General features: G+C 47.5%; 12 protein-coding genes. 5 read left to right on the plus strand and 7 right to left on the minus strand.

Annotated features, from left to right (window positions below):
- Positions 1-214 precede the first annotated feature (214 nt).
- Complete coding sequence (locus ACO0LE_RS16410; protein ID WP_422961416.1) at positions 215-1,270, plus strand: acyltransferase family protein; 1,056 nt, start codon at positions 215-217, stop codon at positions 1,268-1,270.
- A 10-nt stretch (positions 1,271-1,280) separates the two neighbouring features.
- On the opposite strand, the gene ACO0LE_RS16415 is transcribed toward ACO0LE_RS16410, so the two are convergent.
- Both ACO0LE_RS16415 and ACO0LE_RS16420 read right to left on the minus strand, forming a co-directional pair.
- Positions 1,281-2,996: a DUF885 domain-containing protein gene (locus tag ACO0LE_RS16415; RefSeq protein ID WP_422961417.1), complete on the minus strand. Its 1,716-nt coding sequence runs from the start codon at positions 2,994-2,996 to the stop codon at positions 1,281-1,283.
- Positions 2,997-3,092: 96 nt separating this feature from the next.
- The gene (locus ACO0LE_RS16420; RefSeq protein WP_422961418.1) at positions 3,093-6,257 is read right to left on the minus strand and encodes a PAS domain-containing sensor histidine kinase; all 3,165 of its coding nucleotides are present in this window, start codon (positions 6,255-6,257) and stop codon (positions 3,093-3,095) included.
- 211 nt (positions 6,258-6,468) lie between these two features.
- Here ACO0LE_RS16420 and ACO0LE_RS16425 point away from each other — a divergent pair, with 211 nt between their 5' ends.
- Positions 6,469-7,128: a hypothetical protein gene (locus ACO0LE_RS16425; RefSeq protein WP_422961419.1), complete on the plus strand. Its 660-nt coding sequence runs from the start codon at positions 6,469-6,471 to the stop codon at positions 7,126-7,128.
- Between the two features lie 85 nt (positions 7,129-7,213).
- Here the strand turns inward: ACO0LE_RS16425 and maiA are convergent, their stop codons facing one another.
- From maiA to ACO0LE_RS16440, 3 genes are all read right to left on the minus strand, one after another.
- Positions 7,214-7,870: a maleylacetoacetate isomerase gene (maiA, locus tag ACO0LE_RS16430; RefSeq protein ID WP_422961420.1), complete on the minus strand. Its 657-nt coding sequence runs from the start codon at positions 7,868-7,870 to the stop codon at positions 7,214-7,216.
- A gap of 19 nt (positions 7,871-7,889) precedes the next feature.
- Positions 7,890-8,582, minus strand: coding sequence for a fumarylacetoacetate hydrolase family protein (locus ACO0LE_RS16435; protein WP_422961421.1), 693 nt, complete (start codon positions 8,580-8,582; stop codon positions 7,890-7,892).
- 68 nt (positions 8,583-8,650) lie between these two features.
- Positions 8,651-11,194 (minus strand): DUF349 domain-containing protein, encoded by a 2,544-nt coding sequence (locus ACO0LE_RS16440; protein WP_422961422.1) that lies wholly within the window; start codon positions 11,192-11,194, stop codon positions 8,651-8,653.
- 297 nt (positions 11,195-11,491) lie between these two features.
- On the opposite strand from ACO0LE_RS16440, the gene ACO0LE_RS16445 reads away from it, so the two are divergent.
- A complete protein-coding gene (locus tag ACO0LE_RS16445) occupies positions 11,492-12,811 on the plus strand; it encodes a TRZ/ATZ family hydrolase (protein WP_422961423.1) in 1,320 nt (439 codons plus the stop codon).
- A gap of 55 nt (positions 12,812-12,866) precedes the next feature.
- The gene (locus tag ACO0LE_RS16450) at positions 12,867-14,696 is read left to right on the plus strand and encodes a M14 family zinc carboxypeptidase (protein ID WP_422961424.1); all 1,830 of its coding nucleotides are present in this window, start codon (positions 12,867-12,869) and stop codon (positions 14,694-14,696) included.
- Positions 14,697-14,721: 25 nt separating this feature from the next.
- On the opposite strand, the gene ACO0LE_RS16455 is transcribed toward ACO0LE_RS16450, so the two are convergent.
- Positions 14,722-15,153 carry a hypothetical protein gene (locus tag ACO0LE_RS16455; RefSeq protein ID WP_422961425.1) on the minus strand — a complete coding sequence of 144 codons (432 nt, stop codon included), beginning with the start codon at positions 15,151-15,153 and terminating at the stop codon, positions 14,722-14,724.
- A gap of 451 nt (positions 15,154-15,604) precedes the next feature.
- Between ACO0LE_RS16455 and ACO0LE_RS16460 the strand changes: the two genes are divergently transcribed.
- Positions 15,605-16,117 (plus strand): hypothetical protein, encoded by a 513-nt coding sequence (locus ACO0LE_RS16460; protein ID WP_422961426.1) that lies wholly within the window; start codon positions 15,605-15,607, stop codon positions 16,115-16,117.
- Between the two features lie 50 nt (positions 16,118-16,167).
- Here ACO0LE_RS16460 and ACO0LE_RS16465 read toward each other — a convergent pair whose 3' ends face one another.
- Positions 16,168-16,824, minus strand: coding sequence for a DUF1345 domain-containing protein (locus ACO0LE_RS16465; protein WP_422961427.1), 657 nt, complete (start codon positions 16,822-16,824; stop codon positions 16,168-16,170).
- Positions 16,825-16,947 lie beyond the last annotated feature (123 nt).

The raw sequence follows: 16,947 nt of genomic DNA on the forward strand, positions 1-16,947 counted from the left end.
CACGCTTAACTACCCGCTTCTAACTCTTCACTTCTAAAACCTGTATCAACTACTTCACTTTCTTTTCTCCCCCCGCCTCTCGACGGGAGCCGAACTATAGCAAATACCACACACCATTGCAAGGACTATGTCTAAAAATATTCTTCATTAGAAATGGTCAATATTAAAACCCGCTTTGTTACTATCCAAAACACGATCGGCCAATCACATATCAATGACAAACTTCCAAAGACATCAGTACCACACGCTAGATGGCATGCGCGGAATAGCCGCGCTATTGATAGTTTTGTTTCATACGTCCAATTATTTTGCGGGGCTATTTTTTCCTGAGAGTTACCTGGCTGTTGATTTGTTTTTTGTTCTAAGCGGATTTGTCATTGCAAAAGCATATGCACAACGCCTGGACGAGGGAGTATCGACTTACTCTTTTATGTGTATACGTTTGATCAGGCTTTATCCACTCTATGCAATGGGAACTTTGCTGGGAATTATTTTGGCAATAGCGAGTGTTATTGCCGGAAACAATGCCGCCAATTGGAGTATCACGACCTTATTGCTCACTAGCATATTGGCAATACTCGTTCTACCATCCCCGTTGACACCTCAGCTCTACGGGATTAACGCACCATCCTGGTCGCTACTATTTGAATTATTTGCCAATGCGCTTTATGCGATGTTTTATCGGTTGCTTAGCATCAAGAAATTAATCCTCATCACATTTTTAGCAGCGATTGGATTAAGTATTTGTGCAGTTAAATTCGGACATCTGGATCTAGGGTACCAATGGTCTAGTGCCGTCGGCGGCATTCCCAGGGTGACGTATTCTTTTTGTGTCGGTCTGCTCATCGCAGCCTACAGGGGCCAATCTCTCCGCTTGAAGCTACCCAGTTGGTTTGTTCTGGAACTTTGCGTAAGTTTGCTATGCATGAGCCCGCCAGCAGATCTACGGCCTTTATATGATCTCGCAACGGTTTTATTTCTGTTCCCTTTATTGGTATTGATCGGAAGCAGAACAGAATCAGACAAGAAATGGATTAAAACCAGTTATGCAACATTAGGTTCTATTAGTTATGGGCTTTATGTGCTGCATGTTCCTGCGACTCATTTAATTGACATTGCCTGCAAAAAATTAACTGGCAAAGAATTTGCCGCCTACGCGCCAATCTCAGGAATTATCTTCCTGCTTACTTTGGCACTAATAACCCGGTGGCTCGATCGCATCTATGACCAGCCAATCCGAAAAAAACTAACGCAACTGCTGAAATATTGAGCTCACGTGCTCATTTCATGTCGGGATAAGGACTTTTACCGCCCTCAGAAATAAAGCGATCGATACGTTGCTCTAGTACCGATAGCGGAACAGAGCCCAACTCCAAAACTGTATCGTGGAAATTGCGGATATCGAATTTTTCCTTCAATGCAGCTTCTGCTTTGCGACGAGCCTGCCAGATAGTCATCTCACCTAAATAGTATGAAAGAGCCTGTGCCGGCCAAGAAATATATCGGTCAACTTCCGTTTCAACTTCATGCATGGAAAGTGCTGTGTTTTCTTTCAAATACTGCTGCGCCTGCTCCCGGCTCCAGCCCTTAGTATGAATACCGGTATCAACGACCAAGCGAGCTGCCCGCCAAGCCTGATAACTTAGCATTCCAAATAATTCGTAGGGCGAGTCATACATGCCCATTTCAACACCAAGCCGCTCAGCATATAAAGCCCAGCCTTCTCCGTAAGCCGATAGAAAAGCCTGCCGAAACTCGGGCCGCCCCTTTTGTTCCATCGCAACGGGCATCTGAAATGCATGTCCCGGTGCCGACTCATGCAAGGTCAATGCAGGCAAACTATATAAACCTCGCGATGGTAAATCATATGTATTGACTAGGTAAATCCCAGGACCGCCGCGCCCTGATGTGTAAAACGGTGCTTGATCATCAGGAACCGGCTTAATGGCAAAGCGTCTACGCGGCAAATAGCCAAAATAAGCGGCGGCCTTACCATCAAATTTCTTCGCAATAAACGCGGCTCTCATCAATAATTCTTCAGGCGTCTTTGCATAAAACTGAGTATCAGATCTGAGAAATTGTAAAAAAGCTGGAATATCTCCTTTAAAACCGGATTGACGAATCACTTCACCCATTTCTCGCCGTATCTTCGCAATTTCATTCAGACCGATCTCATGAATATCGCCTGGAGATAGTGTTAAGGTCGTAAATTCTTCTATTTTTGACCGGTAGTAAGCCTTGCCATCTGGGAGGCTTTCTGCGCTTAGGTCTTGCCTAGATTGAGGAAAATATTCAGTTCGCAAAAATTGCAATAATAGTTTGTGCGAAGGAAGCACGAATTCTCGTACCGCCTTGATAGCAGCCTCCCGTAAACGAACTTGTTCTGTTATTGGTACAGAATCAGGCATCTTAATAAAAGGAGCGAAGTAAATATTACTCTCTATATTTGACGCATTAATAACCGACTCAACAGATGCGTCACGCCCCAGCAAAGTCACGCGCGGCGGAGTGAAACCTCTCTGCAAACCCGATCGCATATTTTCAATTTGCTCAAAAAAATAGCGCGGCATATCACTTAACTGCGCAAGATAATGATCGAAATCCAGACTACGTGACATTGGTACTTTAGCGATATAAGTCAGATCAGACCAAAAAGCAGAATCGGCATTGAGCGGCTTTTCATAGTCACGAAATTCCTGGCTACGGAGCAAGCTAGAAATCTGCATTTTATAGACGGTAAAATCAACTTCCTCAGAAGTAGACAACTCAGCAGTATTAATTTTATTCAGCTGATCGACAACGTCGGCCCAATAACGTCGCTTAGACTCCTGCACGAAATAACTGACCCTTGGCAAGCTGGCAGATACTTTTTGCACAGACTCTTCATCGACCTCACCGGTCTCGGCTTGCCGCCAAGCCCATTCTTTGATGTAAATTTCTTTAAATCGATTACTGGCAGTATCACTTTCGGCATAACACTGGACACTCGACAACAAGATGATGCAACAGGTGATTTTAGTAAGTGTTGTTCTCATGAATACTTATCAATATTGATGTCTATCTAAAATCAACATCATGACTTACACAAAAATTTACTTATCGGCACGATAAGGATCAACTTCAGGAGAAATCTCTGGTGCAACCAGCGGCAATACCATCGTGAAGCGAGTGCCTTTCCCGATGTGACTTTCCAGATCAATTGAGCCCCCCAATACACCGGTGACCAGGTTATACACGATATGCATACCCAGTCCAGAACCGCCCTGCCCCAGTTTTGTAGTAAAAAATGGATCGAAGACGCGCTTTTGATCTGCATCTGCAATGCCGTTGCCATCATCCGCAAACACAATCTCCACATGTCCGGCATCACGAAGACGGCTTGATATCCGCATCTCGCCACTCTCTTTGCCGTCAAAGGCGTGATTCAACGCATTTGTCATAAAGTTGGTAATAATTTGCCCAAGAGGACCTGGAAAACTGTCCATGGCCACATCTTGAATTAAATCAGTTTTCAAAACAAAAGTGCCTTTATGAAACATAGGCATCAATGTCGCAATAACCTCCTCTAGAGCCGATTTTAAATCGAACTGCCGTCGCTGATTGCTAGACTGATCCACAGCAACTTGCTTAAAACTCCTGACCAGTTCACGCGCAATACCTAAGGTCCTCATCAAAAGTGCGGTACCAGTTCCAGCGCTCTGTAAATAGCTATCCAAGGTCGAGCGACGTAATTTACCCTCCTCAATATCTTGTAGCAATTCTCTGGTTTTATCCTGCAAAGTACTGGCAACGGTGACACTATTGCCGATCGGCGTATTTAGCTCATGCGCAACGCCTGCCACAAGAGAGCCGAGCGCCGCCATTTTTTCGGAGCGGATCAATTCATCCTGCGTCCTCTTCAGCGACTCCATTGCTTCAGCGAGTTCTATATTCGCCTGCTCAAGCTTGATCGTTCTTAGCCTGACTCTGGCCTCCAGTTGCACCGTCATCTCGCGTACTTCCTGCTCAATCTGGTATTGTCGAGTGACATCATGCAAGCCAAAAATAAACACTTTTTCGCCGTTCATCGTAAACAGCCGCGCCGACAATAAACAAATCAGCACCTGCCCGTTTTGGTGGCGATGATGTATTTCAAAACGATCGACACGCCCTTCGTTAAATAGCAACTGCATCATGGCATCGCGCTGCTCATGTTTTTCCCAGAATTGCAATTCGAGTACCGTTCTACCTACAACATCGCCGCGCAAATAGCCGAACAAATCGAGCCACACATCGTTGACCTCGATGAATAAGGACGAGTTCACACTAACAAGTCCTAACGCGATTGGGGACAACTGGAAGATCGTCGAGTATTTATATTCATTCTCACGCAAAAGCAATTCAGCTTTTGCTCTTGCCATCTCGGCGGCAATTTCCTGATCAATATTATGAGAGGCCAACAAAAGATAAGTCTCATCACCTGCAATAAATTTAGAGCCAGAAACACGGCATTGAAAAATATGTCCCGCCTTATGACGAAAGGCGATTTGCATCCCCCTCACTTCCCCATCCCGCTTGACCAGCTCAATCATCTTTTGACGCTGATCCAGGGACGCCCAAAGATGCAGATCTCCGGACGTGCGTCCAATCGCCTCTCCGCGCGTATAACCCGACAAAGGCTCCCAGTTTCTATTTACATCAATATATTGACCATCAGCCATGCGGGTAATCGTCAGCGTGTCCGGAACCAATTGGAAGACCGTTGCCAGAACAGCTTCCCTTTCCCGCAAATTAACTTCGGCTCGCTTTCTTGCCTGTCCACTTTCACGAATTTCGGTAATGTCGCGCATTGCCGTCAACAAGTACTTCTGTCCATCGGATTCAAAGATTGTACAAAAAGCTTCCGCCAAGATCGACGCACCTCCCTTACCTCTAAGCCTGACCTCCTCACTGCCTATGCTATCCCCACGGTCTAAGTTCAATAACCTTTTGACGAATTGCGCTCTACCCTCAGTATCCTGCCAGAGACTTAAGTCATGCTCCGGATGTTTGTCAATTGCCTGATCGCGCTGCAAACCAAACATAGATAACCAGTGCGTATTAACATCTACCAACGTGCCGTTATCCATACGGATAATACTGATCGCCTCTGGAACAAGATCAAATATTTTGACAAATCTCTTTTCGCGCTCGCGAAGCTGAATCAAAGCCTCTTTGCGCTGATTTTCAATTCTATGAAATTCAGTCCGGTCCTCGACCAGATACATCACAAAAGACTCTCCGCCAACATCAAAACGCACACCGGAAATACTCACAAAATAATGGTGTCCCAGTTTATGCCTGTAGATTGCCCGAAGGTCATGCACCTCACCAGTAGTCCGTATAGACTCAAGCAATTCATCGCGCTGACTGGTATCGACCCAAAGCTGCAACTCTAATGAATATTTACCTAGAGATTCTTCACGGCTATAACCAGTCACCGCTTCCCAGTGTCTGTTTACTTCGACATAGCGGCCATCCCTTTCTTTGCAGATGACGAGTACATCCGGTACAAATTGAAAGACTTTTTCAAACAAAGCCTCTCGCTCTCTCAACACCCCCTCAGCTTGCTTACGTACGCTCATTTCATCTTGAATTGAGGCTGACAACATCTCGCTCTGCTTTCTCTGCTCCAGAATAGCGACTACCAATAAAAGCATGCCTATACTTAAGTCCAACAAACTGGACAACATGAAACCCCATGGCAGCAAATCACTGTTACCGCGAACAAAAGGAAAATCAAGAAGATGCATGCCTCTCAATGCAATCAATAGCGATACTGTCTTATACCCACCATTGCGATCAGTCTGCGGGACACGCCAAAAACTGACCGCCGATCCAATCAGCATGAGGCCAGCAAATGAATACACGGGAAATTCACGGAAAAGGCGATCAATTCCGGTCAGATGCGAGACAAAACTCAATAGCACCAGCAAGGAGAAGCACAAAATAATACGGGGAGTCGCAACAGATTTATGTAAAAAAATGCGCGTACCGTACCAAAAGGAACATGCGAGCCCTACCGTAAAAAAATCAACTCCCATTGCAGATAACGGAAATCGATAAACCTCTAATAAGGCGCAGAATTGACGAAGAGCAATGCAAGCATACGCAATCGCCCAGAATCGGGTGGCGCTGGCACTGACTTTGATGCGCTGCAAATACACCAGAACAAGCATGGTAATCAAGCTGATGCCAATTGCCCAAGCGATTGCAACGGGTAGAAAAAAAGACGGCATAGAGACTGTGCTCAGACGAGTGTAGGATTACCAAATACTACGATAATGAATATTACCACCGCGTATTTGCACTGACGTAATTTGACATAGAAAATATGCTAATTAGTTGTCATTTGTTAAAAATAGTGGTTCGACCTCTTGATTATCATAAGCGCTTCACATAAGATTAAAACAGAGAAAAAATTTAATTCAAGCAACAGGGAGAAAACTGATGAAGCTTCAGAACAGTAAGATGCCCGGCTTGTTAAACCTCCACGATAGCGATAGTCTGACACCACATTATTTAATGGCATCTGGCATCCATCTCCGAGGATTTAAGCAAACAGGCATGATTGCACGCCTGTCTGACAATTTGATCTCCAGCTGCTCCGTTGGTCAGAACGATGATGACGATCTCATTGATTTCTTGGACGAAGAGCTGGAAACGCAAGATCCCAAACTGGCAATGCTCCCTTGGAAAATCCTGATTGCCGATGATGACAGTAATGTCCACGACACGACCCTGCTTGCATTGAGTGGAGTGAAAATTCATGGTCGCCCACTTGAATTTCTGCATGCTTACTCAGCAAAAGAAGCGCGCCAGTTAGTCGTCGACCATGCCGATATCGCCCTCATTTTGCTGGACGTCGTCATGGAAACCGTTGATGCGGGACTGAAACTCGTCAGTGTCATCCGCAATGAGTTGGGTCGTCAGAATTTGCGTATCGTATTACGCACTGGTCAACCTGGCTATGCGCCGGAAAAACAGGTTAACTACGAATTTGCGATTGACGGCTACACAACCAAGTCCAAATTAACACGATCAATTTTGATCTCGGTGTTAAATGACACTCTCTCTGAGGAACCTCCTGCACAGAATTTGCCAAACTAGCTCATTACCGTTAAACCATTGCAAATAAAAAAGGATATTAAACAAACTAACATCCTTTTTTAATGTTCACGACTGACGGCCAAGCTTACTCAGCGTCTATCTGTTTCGCTGGAGATGCGTCAATAAAAGCTGGAAGCTGCATGCAATGCTGATTAATACTCATCAGAGTAGGCACCTGACTTAAATCACAGTTAAAGCGCTGAGCATTAAAAATCTGGGGTATCAGACAGCAATCCGCCAGACTTGGCATATCACCAAAACAAAAACGGCCAGCACACTGATCTTCAACCAGGCGCTGTTCTAAAACCCGCAATCCTGACGTACACCAATGTTGATACCAGGCGTTTTTTTGCTCATCGCTTAGTCCCAGATCTTTGGATAAATACTTCAATACCCGTAAATTATTTACCGGATGAATTTCACAAGCGATTCCAAGTGCAAACGCGCGAATTTTGGCGCGAACAACCGGATCCTTGGGCATTAGTGGAATATCCGGATACACCTCCTCCAGATATTCCATTATAGCCAGCGATTGATTAATCGAAAATTCCTGCCCCTGATAGTGATCCAGCAAAGCGGGCACCAGCGCGTCAGGATTAATTTGTTTAAACGTATCCGATAATTGTTCGCCGCCATTTTTTAACAGATGAACAGGAAGGATCTCATACTCAAGGCCTTTCAGGTTCAAGGCGATACGTACGCGATACGAAGCTGAACTGCGGAAGTAACTATAGAGCTTCATAAAATTTATTTAGGTAGTCTTAAGAAATACGGACTTTTAATTCGCCGACACCTGCAATACGTGCCTCCATTAAGTCACCCGGCTTTACCGCAGCAACTCCCTCTGGCGTGCCTGAAAATATCAAATCGCCAGGCTGCAATTCATACAAGGTGGATAAAGTGGAGATCACTTCCGCCACATTCCAGATCAATTTATTGACATCGCTGTCTTGCCTCTTCACTTGATTTACATCGAGATGAATATTGCCTTGTTCTATCCACCCAGTCTGTGACACTGGATGAATTGGTGAAACTGGAGCTGAAAAATCAAAACCCTTCGCCGTACACCATGGTCGTCCTTGCTCTTTAGATTCCAGTTGTAAATCCCTGCGTGTCATATCCAGACCTACTGCATATCCCCACACATGGGACATCGCAGTTCCGACAGTGATATTTTTTCCACCGACACCAATTGCCACGACGAGCTCAACCTCATGGTGCAGGTTATTCGTCATACTTGGGTAAGGCATTTCACCGATATGCCCGTCCAACACCGGTAGCACCGCGTCTGCCGGCTTCATAAAAAAGAAAGGTGCTTCACGGCCGGTCCAACCCATCTCTTTTGCATGCTCAACGTAGTTTCTCCCTACGCAGTAAATCCTGTGAACAGGAAACAGCAGATCTGAATTTGCTACTGGCACTACGGGTGTTTTAGGATCGAATACATAACTCATAGCATTTCCTTTCTTTTAATCTCTTTCAGTATCTTGTAGTTCCGTTTATTTTTTCGGCAAAGACAATGCTAAATATTGCTCGCTTTCAGCAAACGTGCCACGCGTTGTTGCTGAGACAAATCCAGGATCACAGGCATGGAATACAGTCGCTGCAACTGTTCAAGACTGGCGCTGTGCTTATTGCCAGATTTGAGAGTTTCCTGCAACACGTCGACCTGCATCTGTAAACGAAGCCTGGATAATTCCGCCGGGCTATCGATACCATTCAATATCTCTAGCTGCAATATGATTTTTCCTGCGATTTCAGCGTTAGCGGACAACCGATCAGCATAGCTCTCATCTCCCGACTCAACCGCTTGCATCCATGCGGCAAAGCGCTTATTTAATGTCTGATCGAGTAAGGTCAATACTGCTTTTTTCTGCGACAAATGATTCCAGTCAGCCACCCATTTTGCCAAGCTCAATTTACTCTGCTCTAGGTTCTCTGCCAGCTGACGTTCGACCTGCTGACACAAATCAAATTTTGACTGTAATTGATGTCTGGCTGCCTGAGCGTCACTTTCCCTTACCTGTTCAATCTGTTGTTTTAGTTGCGAACAAATTACCTGAAATTTTTTCTCAATCGCATCGTCCTCATTACGCGGGACCGCACCAGTCTCACGCCACGCCTGCGTGATCTCTCGCAACAATTGTTGGAGCTGGGACTGATTTTGCTGCTCCGTCGAGGCAATCACCTGCCCGACGCGCGCGCAAATTGCTAGTTTAGTTGCCAAATTCGATTTACGCTCTTCGTCAATCTGACCAATAGCCGCTTTCCTCTGGGTAAATAAGCCATCGCAGGCAGCGCGGAATTTTTCCCAAAGCTGTTGTTCCTCTTTGCGACGCAACGGTAAAGTGAGCGCCCGTTCTTGCCAGCGAGTTTGCAGCTGCTTTAACTGATCAACTGCATCACGACGTGCAGAATCAATTGCCGTCACTTGTTGAATCAATTGCTCTCTCAGATCAATCTCGGTTTTTCTTTGCAGATCCAGTGGCTGCGACAAGGATTGATGTAGAGCATTAAACGTGGCATCAAGACGCTGTTTGTGCTTACGGTCTACGTTGCCAGATTCGCGCCAGGTTTGTTTCAGTTCATTTAAAAAATGAGATATCGACTTCCAGTCCGAGCTTGCTAATAACGCATCGGCTTTGTTGCGCCAGCCTGTAAGTAGCGCGTCTGCTTTTTCCAGATTCTCTGACCGCACCTGAGCAAGTTGCTGGAAATATGCCGCAGCCGGTGCGTATGCAAGATTACAAGCAGTATCAAATCTATCCCAGATGTCTTTTGATGCGCCGCCAGTGCTTGCTTCCAAGGATTTCCAGCGCTCTCTCAAACCGCCAATTTTCTTTGCGAGTTCATTAGGCTCTAATTCTTGCAAGGGCAAATTTTCTGCAGCTTTAATCAATTCATCGCGCGAAATACTACCGCCCCATTTGGCCCATGACAAAAGCCGCCCTAATTCTGACTGAACTTTAAAGAGACGTTCTTTTTGGTCGCTGGCTAAGCTGCTGCGTTTTATATCAACACCACGCAAGGTATCACGCTCAATTTTCTGTGCCTGCAATGCACTACCCTGCTCGAGAGCAAGCTCCATCGCCTCTATTGCGTTAATGATTTGCTCTGTGCTCAATGCTGATAAGGCTGGTGTAGCTGATATAGCTGGCTTATTTTTCGCTTCCGACGGCACAATCACGGGCGTATTCTCGTCAGTCTGACTTATGGCAACATCCGATGACCGATGAGCATAGCTTTCAGCATCATCTACCGGTATTTGCTGCACCCTATCTGAACGGACTACCGCATCTTCAGAACTGCTTTTTTGCGTTTGTAGCCAAGCCCATTGCTGACGTACCGCTTGCATTTTTTCAGTAAAGTCTGACAGCAGATTCCTAGGCAGGCTGGGAGCTTCTGGCTCGGACAACAATTGATCAAATTCGTTTTGCCATTGATCAAGCTGCGCTACATGCTCTGTATCAGCAATCCCCATTGATGCCGCCAGCAGATGAGATAGATCAATGATTTTTCTTTGCAAAACCGTCTGCGACACAATCCTTGCCTGCAATGTTTGATACTGATGATCGAACTTTTGCTTCAGATCAACAGGGAATACGCTGAGCTTCGCGGTCAATTTATCCAGCTCAATAAGCTGTTGTGGAATCAGTTTTTCGTCATGAACTAACCGCCGCGCCTGTTCTACACATTGGATCGCCAGGTGTCGTTGACGATCCAGTGTCGCAATGTCATCCAGCCTGGATTGCATTAACTTCGCAACGCGTTTATCCGTATTACGCAAAGCGTTCGCAACTTTTCGTAATGCCTCCTGACTATACACGTGCTGCGCAGCGCTAAAACGTCCATCCGCAAAATCACAACTGAGTATGATCTCGACCAAGGCGTTTTCATCCTTCGTCAAGGTTTGTATGCGCTCCATGACTTCGGTGCGTTTGCCCGCAATCATTACGGCATTTTTCTGACGTTCACTCTCTTTTTGTTTACCCTCAGCTGAGGAAGTCACATCTGCCGGAGAGATGTTAGTAGATGCAGGTCGGCGCTTAAAGAGGAACTCAAACATGTGGATAGATAGAGAGAGGTAAATGAGCAAAGCACACATCATAACAATATCTGCCAGCCGCGACCAATATTGGCTCAGGACGTGCAAGCTGCCTTGGTCGCTATCGGTGATGAAAGCGGCGAACGTATAGGGGGAAATGATAGCGATCAACGTATGCGCCGGATAAATGTATCTCCCGATTTCATCGGGAGAATTGTCCCGGCATTGTTAATAAACCCCGATCACAGATGCGCCGCTATAATCGTGTTGCCCACATCGTTTTCATTCTCTGCCATAATTTTTTAAGGTGACATCGTCATGACAACAACAAGCTGCCTGTACCCGCAATTTTTGATTCCTGTTGAGCCACGTGGGACGGTATTGCTGGACCATGCCTTAGTGATGCAAGACGATAAAATCGCTGCCATCCTGCCTGCGGATCAGGCAAGGCAACAATTCCCGGAGGCGACCCATACGGTCTTGCCAAAGCATGCTCTGCTGCCTGGTCTGGTGAATCTGCACGCCCATTCGGCAATGAGCCTGTTACGCGGCCTGGCAGATGATTTGTCCCTGATGGATTGGCTGAATCATCACATCTGGCCTGCAGAAAAAAAACATGTGTCCGATGAATTCGTCTTCGACGGCAGTGTGCATGCGATGGCAGAAATGATCAGGGGCGGCACCACGACGGTCAACGATATGTATTTTTGTCATGAGGCGGTAGCCCGCGCCGGTATTCACTCTGGCATGCGGACGATCGTCGGTTGCAGCATCCTAGAATTCCCGACCGTCTATGCGAATGATGCGGATGAATACATCAATAAAGCACTCGCGGCGCGCCAGAGTTTTATCGGTCAGGACGGTGTCTCGTTTCGTCTGGCACCACATGCTCCGTACACGGTCGCCGATGAAACCTTTAATAAAATCATTGCCATCTCAGAAAAAATGGGCATGGACATTCATTGCCATATCCACGAAACACAAGACGAAATTGATACCAGTCTCAAGCAATATGGCATGCGGCCGTTACAGCGCCTGCATCAACTGGGCTTGCTAAGCCCAGCGCTGATCGCCGCCCACGTCGTTCATGCCAATGATGCCGAAATCGCTCTGCTGGCCAGGCAAGGTGTGCATGTCGCTCACAACCCTGCCAGCAATCTAAAACTTGCCTCAGGTTTCGCACGTGTTCACGCAATGCAAATGGTGGGTATTCAGGTTGGCATTGGCACCGATGGTGCGGCGAGTAATAATAAGCTCGATCTGCTCGGCGACTTACGTATGGCAGCCTTGCTGGCAAAAGCAGAGTCTGGCAACCCCACCGCCCTCAATGCCAGCCTCGCACTCGAAATGGCAACTATCGCGGGTGCCAGAGCATTGGGCATGGAACAGCAGATAGGTAGCCTCATCGCTGGCAAGCAAGCGGATGTCATTGCCATCGATTTATCGGCAATCGAAACGCAACCACTATTCGATCCGATCTCACAAATCGTCTACGCTGCCGGACGTGAACAAATCAGTCATGTCTGGGTGAATGGCACATGTCTGATGCGTGAGAGAACGCTATGCGGCCTGCAAATGGATCAATTACAAGATAAAGCGCGCTGGTGGCAAAGTAAAATCGCGACATCAGCCGCCTGAATCTCTCACCTAGAATAACTACCACCTGCCCTGACTAAATTCTGAGGAAACTCGTTTGATAAACTTATCCGGTATATCGCCCCTGCTGATCTTCGTTGCCACACTGACCGGTATTGCGGCAAACACTGGTGCAGCGCACGCTGCCAGCTCGTTGACACCCGCATTGGCATCCTCCTTGACAACGACATTGACGACAGTATCCGAACGATCCGGTTTCATCACAACCGGTCGCTATGATGAGGTCATCGCCCTCTGTGCTGAGTTTGAAAAAAACTATCCTGATGCCGTGCGCTGTCTGGAATTTGGCCGCACACCGGAAGGCAGGCCTATGCTGGCCTTAGTAGCGTCACGTAGCGGTGCATTGAGCGCAGCACAGGCGCTACAACAAGGTGTGCCGGTGACCTTGATACAAGGCGGTATTCATGCGGGAGAAATTGATGGCAAGGATGCCGGGTTTTTAGCGCTGCGCGAAGCTCTGCAAGACACCAATGCCAAAGGCGCACTGGCTAAACAAGTGCTGCTCTTCGTTCCCGTGTTTAACATCGACGGCCATGAGCGCTTTGGTCGCTGGAATCGCCCGAATCAGCGCGGTCCTGAAGAAATGGGCTGGCGGACTACCGCACAGAATACCAACCTGAACCGTGATTACGTAAAGGCCGATTCTGTCGAAATGCAGGCGATGCTGAAACTGATCAATGACTGGGACCCGCTGGCGACCATTGATCTGCATGTCACGGACGGGGCGAAGTTCGAACATGATATTTCTATCCAGGTTGAGCCGGTCAACTCTGGCAATGCCGGACTGCGCCAGTCTGGCAAGCAATTCCGTGACGCAGTGATCGCCGATCTTGCAAGGCAAGGCTCCTTGCCTCTGCCGTTTTATATGTCGTTTGAAAAAGAAGATGATCCGATGTCGGGTTTTGTTGACGCCGTTCCGCAACCGCGTTTCTCGCACGGTTATTTCGCCTTACGCAATCGCTTCGGCATGCTGGTAGAAACCCACTCCTGGAAAGACTACGCAACCCGGGTACGAATTACCCGCAACACCGTGATTTCGGTGCTAAATCAGGTGGCGGCACATGGTGCAGAATGGCGAAAACTGGCTCTGGCAGCCGATCTGCAAGCAGCGGCGCTGGCGGGCAAAGAGGTGCCTGTCAGCTACCAGACAACACAAAAGACCACGCCGCTTGCCTTCCGTGGTTATGCCTATACACGAACTCATTCCGAGATTTCTGGCGCTTTGATGACGCGCTATGACGAGAGCAAACCGCAAATCTGGAATGTCACTTTACGTAATGAAATCGTTCCGCAACTCAGCATCGTCGCGCCGCAGGCTGGCTATATTGTCAGTGCAGGATATGCCGACCTTGTTGCGAAAAAACTGGCGCAGCACGGCATCGTGTTCCGTCCACTCAAGTCGCCACTGCAAAAAACGTCGGTAGAAAGTTACCGCGCCAGCAAAGTCGACTTCAGCCCGCAATCCTTTGAAGGACGTCAGATGCTAAAGCTGCAAGGTGACTGGAAAACCGAAGTACGCGATCTCCCACAAGGCAGTTTATTTGTACCCATCGCTCAAGCCAAAGCCAATCTGGTCATCGCCATGCTGGAACCAAGCGCGCCGGATGCACTGGTCAACTGGGGCTGGTTCAATAATGCCTTCGAGCGCAAGGAATATATGGAAGCCTATGTTGCTGAGGACGTCGCACGTGAGCAACTGGCTGCCGACCCCGCATTGCGTGCTGAATTCAATCGACGCATCGCCACTGATCCGGCTTTTGCCAAAAGCGCTTCAGCGAGACTAGATTTTTTTGCCCGCCGCCATTCGTCCTGGGATGATCGTTTTAATTTATATCCTGTAGTAAGAACCGCGACGGTACCAGAATAAACTGCCCGCCTCCGGACTGGCCATCTCAATAAGGTGGCTGTCCCCACGTCAATGCACAGCTGAACACCATCAGCACGACATAAGGAAAGGCAACGGTGGGACGCATCGCCTGCGTCAGATATTCGGCGAATAAGCCGCTTACGCCGGGCCGGTCATTCAGCCACTCAGTATGCAATTGAAACGCTGTGCCGCATGCCTCCGCCGACTGTAAGCTGGATTCAATCCGCAAGATTCTCTCAGTAAGCCGTGCCTGTGATGTCCTGACAATCGCTTCTTGCAAGCATAATGTTGCAAGCAGGCCGAGCATCATCCACACGGTAAAGCTAAACATCGCCGTCACGACGAACAACGTAAAAGCACTCAATTTGATCCAGAGACAATTGCGCTCCAGTGTCTCGATATTCGTTTGCAGCACACGCCACTCTTGCTCTAATCCACTCCGGGCGTTGATCGTCATCTTATTTCCCCTCATTACTCATTGTTGATTCGTTATTGATTCGTTGTTGATTGCTAACTGCTTAGAAGCGGAAGAGTGAAAACATATACTCCCCCTATTTTTACCAAAAATACTGCCATTACCGCACATATTTATTAGGCGTTTAAAATATACTACCTATCAGTATATTAAATAATGGCGGTATCCTGATATCGTCGCCACCCAAAAAACTACCCGGCTCACAGCATGACTGTGCCTGAATTGCAAGCAGTTGTAACCGACATTGCGGGCTATGGCAGTGAAATTCCCGGACATCTCATAGGCAAAATCTGCCATAAAGAGATGTCCGCAGAAAGAAACTTTCTGTTGCACTTGTGTTGCGTGGCAACACAGATTTATCTCTCCTCATGTCACCGCAAGCGCACTCTGAAGCGTTATACGCATGTAGTCAACTTTCTGAATGGGTTTCATCATGCGTCTTACGACTTCCATCAAATTCCTTGCAATCGGCACTCTGTTACTCAGTGCCGGCATCAGCGGCACTGCTGCAGCACATGATTGGGATAGAGGCGACTGGCGCCCTCAGCCGTATTACACCAGAGAAGTCATACGTAATTACAACTATGTGTACTACCCGGCGCAGCAAGTCTATTACGCGCCCGACAGCGGCTACTGGTACTGGGCCAACGGCGCTAACTGGCAATTCGGCAACCGCCTGCCCGGCTATTTCAATATTGATCTGCAATTTGGCGGCGTACCTGTCGTGCTGCGCTCCGAACGCCCCTATGTTGAACATGTCTACGTGGAACAAGTATACGGACGTCCATGGCGTGACCGCTATTATCCACGCGGCTATTATGAACATCGCGACTATCGGGAGCATCATGAAAACCGAGAGCGTCGCGAGTTACGTGACGATCGCTGGAATAGAGAGCATAGTGAAGACCGGGACGATCGGCGTCATGGCGACGATCATCGCCGCTAAGTCGGCGTATCTGGTATGGCAGCCATGCTATGCCATGCTGATACTTCGACTTATGCACCGACCAGACTGGCAGCAATATTGATCGAGAAACCCAGAATCGCGACGTTAAATAAAAAACTGAGCACCGATTGCGCAAGTACCGTCTTGCGCATTTCCCGCGACATCACCGAGACATCCGAGGTTTGCACTGCCATTGCGATCGTGAACGAAAAATATAAAAAATCCCAATAATCAGGATTTTTTTCATCGTCAGGAAAATGCAGTGCGCGCTTGTTTTTGGGTGATCGATAAAACAGTAGCGCATAATGAAACGTAAACACCATCGCGAGTAAGCACCAGGAACCAAAGACCGTCATGCCGGTGAATGCATATTTCAACAAACGAACATCCTCTGTCATCCCCTTCATGTTGGCCAATTGAAAAACAATTGCAACCAGACTGGCTGTAGCGGACAAAGAAAGTATGGCCAATACCGCGACCGCACTCTCATCTTCTTGCATCGCTATTTCATTTACACTCTCATGGCTTGCACAGACCATAAGCCAGCCAATCAAAACAAGGTAAGTCCAAACGCCCACGTTCCAGCCGACTAATGCGCGGGTCATCCAGTCCAAACTATCCGGCAGCAGCCAACCTGTCACCAGCCCCAAGGCAAAAGTCAGAACCAGACGTGGTCTGCTATGAACAAATTGTTTTATCGGATGCATGAGAAAGCGGCCTGTGGAGGTGAGGGAAATTTTGCAATGCGGATTAATGCTGTTCGATGCTGATCGATATTGTCACGCAATATACTTACCGTAGTATATTAGAGCCTACACTGCTGAAGAGAA

The organism is Undibacterium sp. Xuan67W, assembly GCF_049340165.1.
Taxonomy (GTDB): Bacteria; Pseudomonadota; Gammaproteobacteria; order Burkholderiales; family Burkholderiaceae_D; genus Undibacterium.

Coding starts and splice junctions, on each gene's coding strand:
- ACO0LE_RS16445 (WP_422961423.1), top strand. CDS start 11,492: ATGACAACAACAAGCTGCCTGTACCCGCAATTTTTGATTCCTGTTGAG.
- ACO0LE_RS16435 (WP_422961421.1), bottom strand. CDS start 8,582: ATGAGTTATGTATTCGATCCTAAAACACCCGTAGTGCCAGTAGCAAAT.
- ACO0LE_RS16425 (WP_422961419.1), top strand. CDS start 6,469: ATGAAGCTTCAGAACAGTAAGATGCCCGGCTTGTTAAACCTCCACGAT.
- ACO0LE_RS16440 (WP_422961422.1), bottom strand. CDS start 11,194: ATGTTTGAGTTCCTCTTTAAGCGCCGACCTGCATCTACTAACATCTCT.
- ACO0LE_RS16460 (WP_422961426.1), top strand. CDS start 15,605: ATGCGTCTTACGACTTCCATCAAATTCCTTGCAATCGGCACTCTGTTA.
- ACO0LE_RS16420 (WP_422961418.1), bottom strand. CDS start 6,257: ATGCCGTCTTTTTTTCTACCCGTTGCAATCGCTTGGGCAATTGGCATC.
- maiA (WP_422961420.1), bottom strand. CDS start 7,870: ATGAAGCTCTATAGTTACTTCCGCAGTTCAGCTTCGTATCGCGTACGT.
- ACO0LE_RS16410 (WP_422961416.1), top strand. CDS start 215: ATGACAAACTTCCAAAGACATCAGTACCACACGCTAGATGGCATGCGC.
- ACO0LE_RS16455 (WP_422961425.1), bottom strand. CDS start 15,153: ATGACGATCAACGCCCGGAGTGGATTAGAGCAAGAGTGGCGTGTGCTG.
- ACO0LE_RS16465 (WP_422961427.1), bottom strand. CDS start 16,824: ATGCATCCGATAAAACAATTTGTTCATAGCAGACCACGTCTGGTTCTG.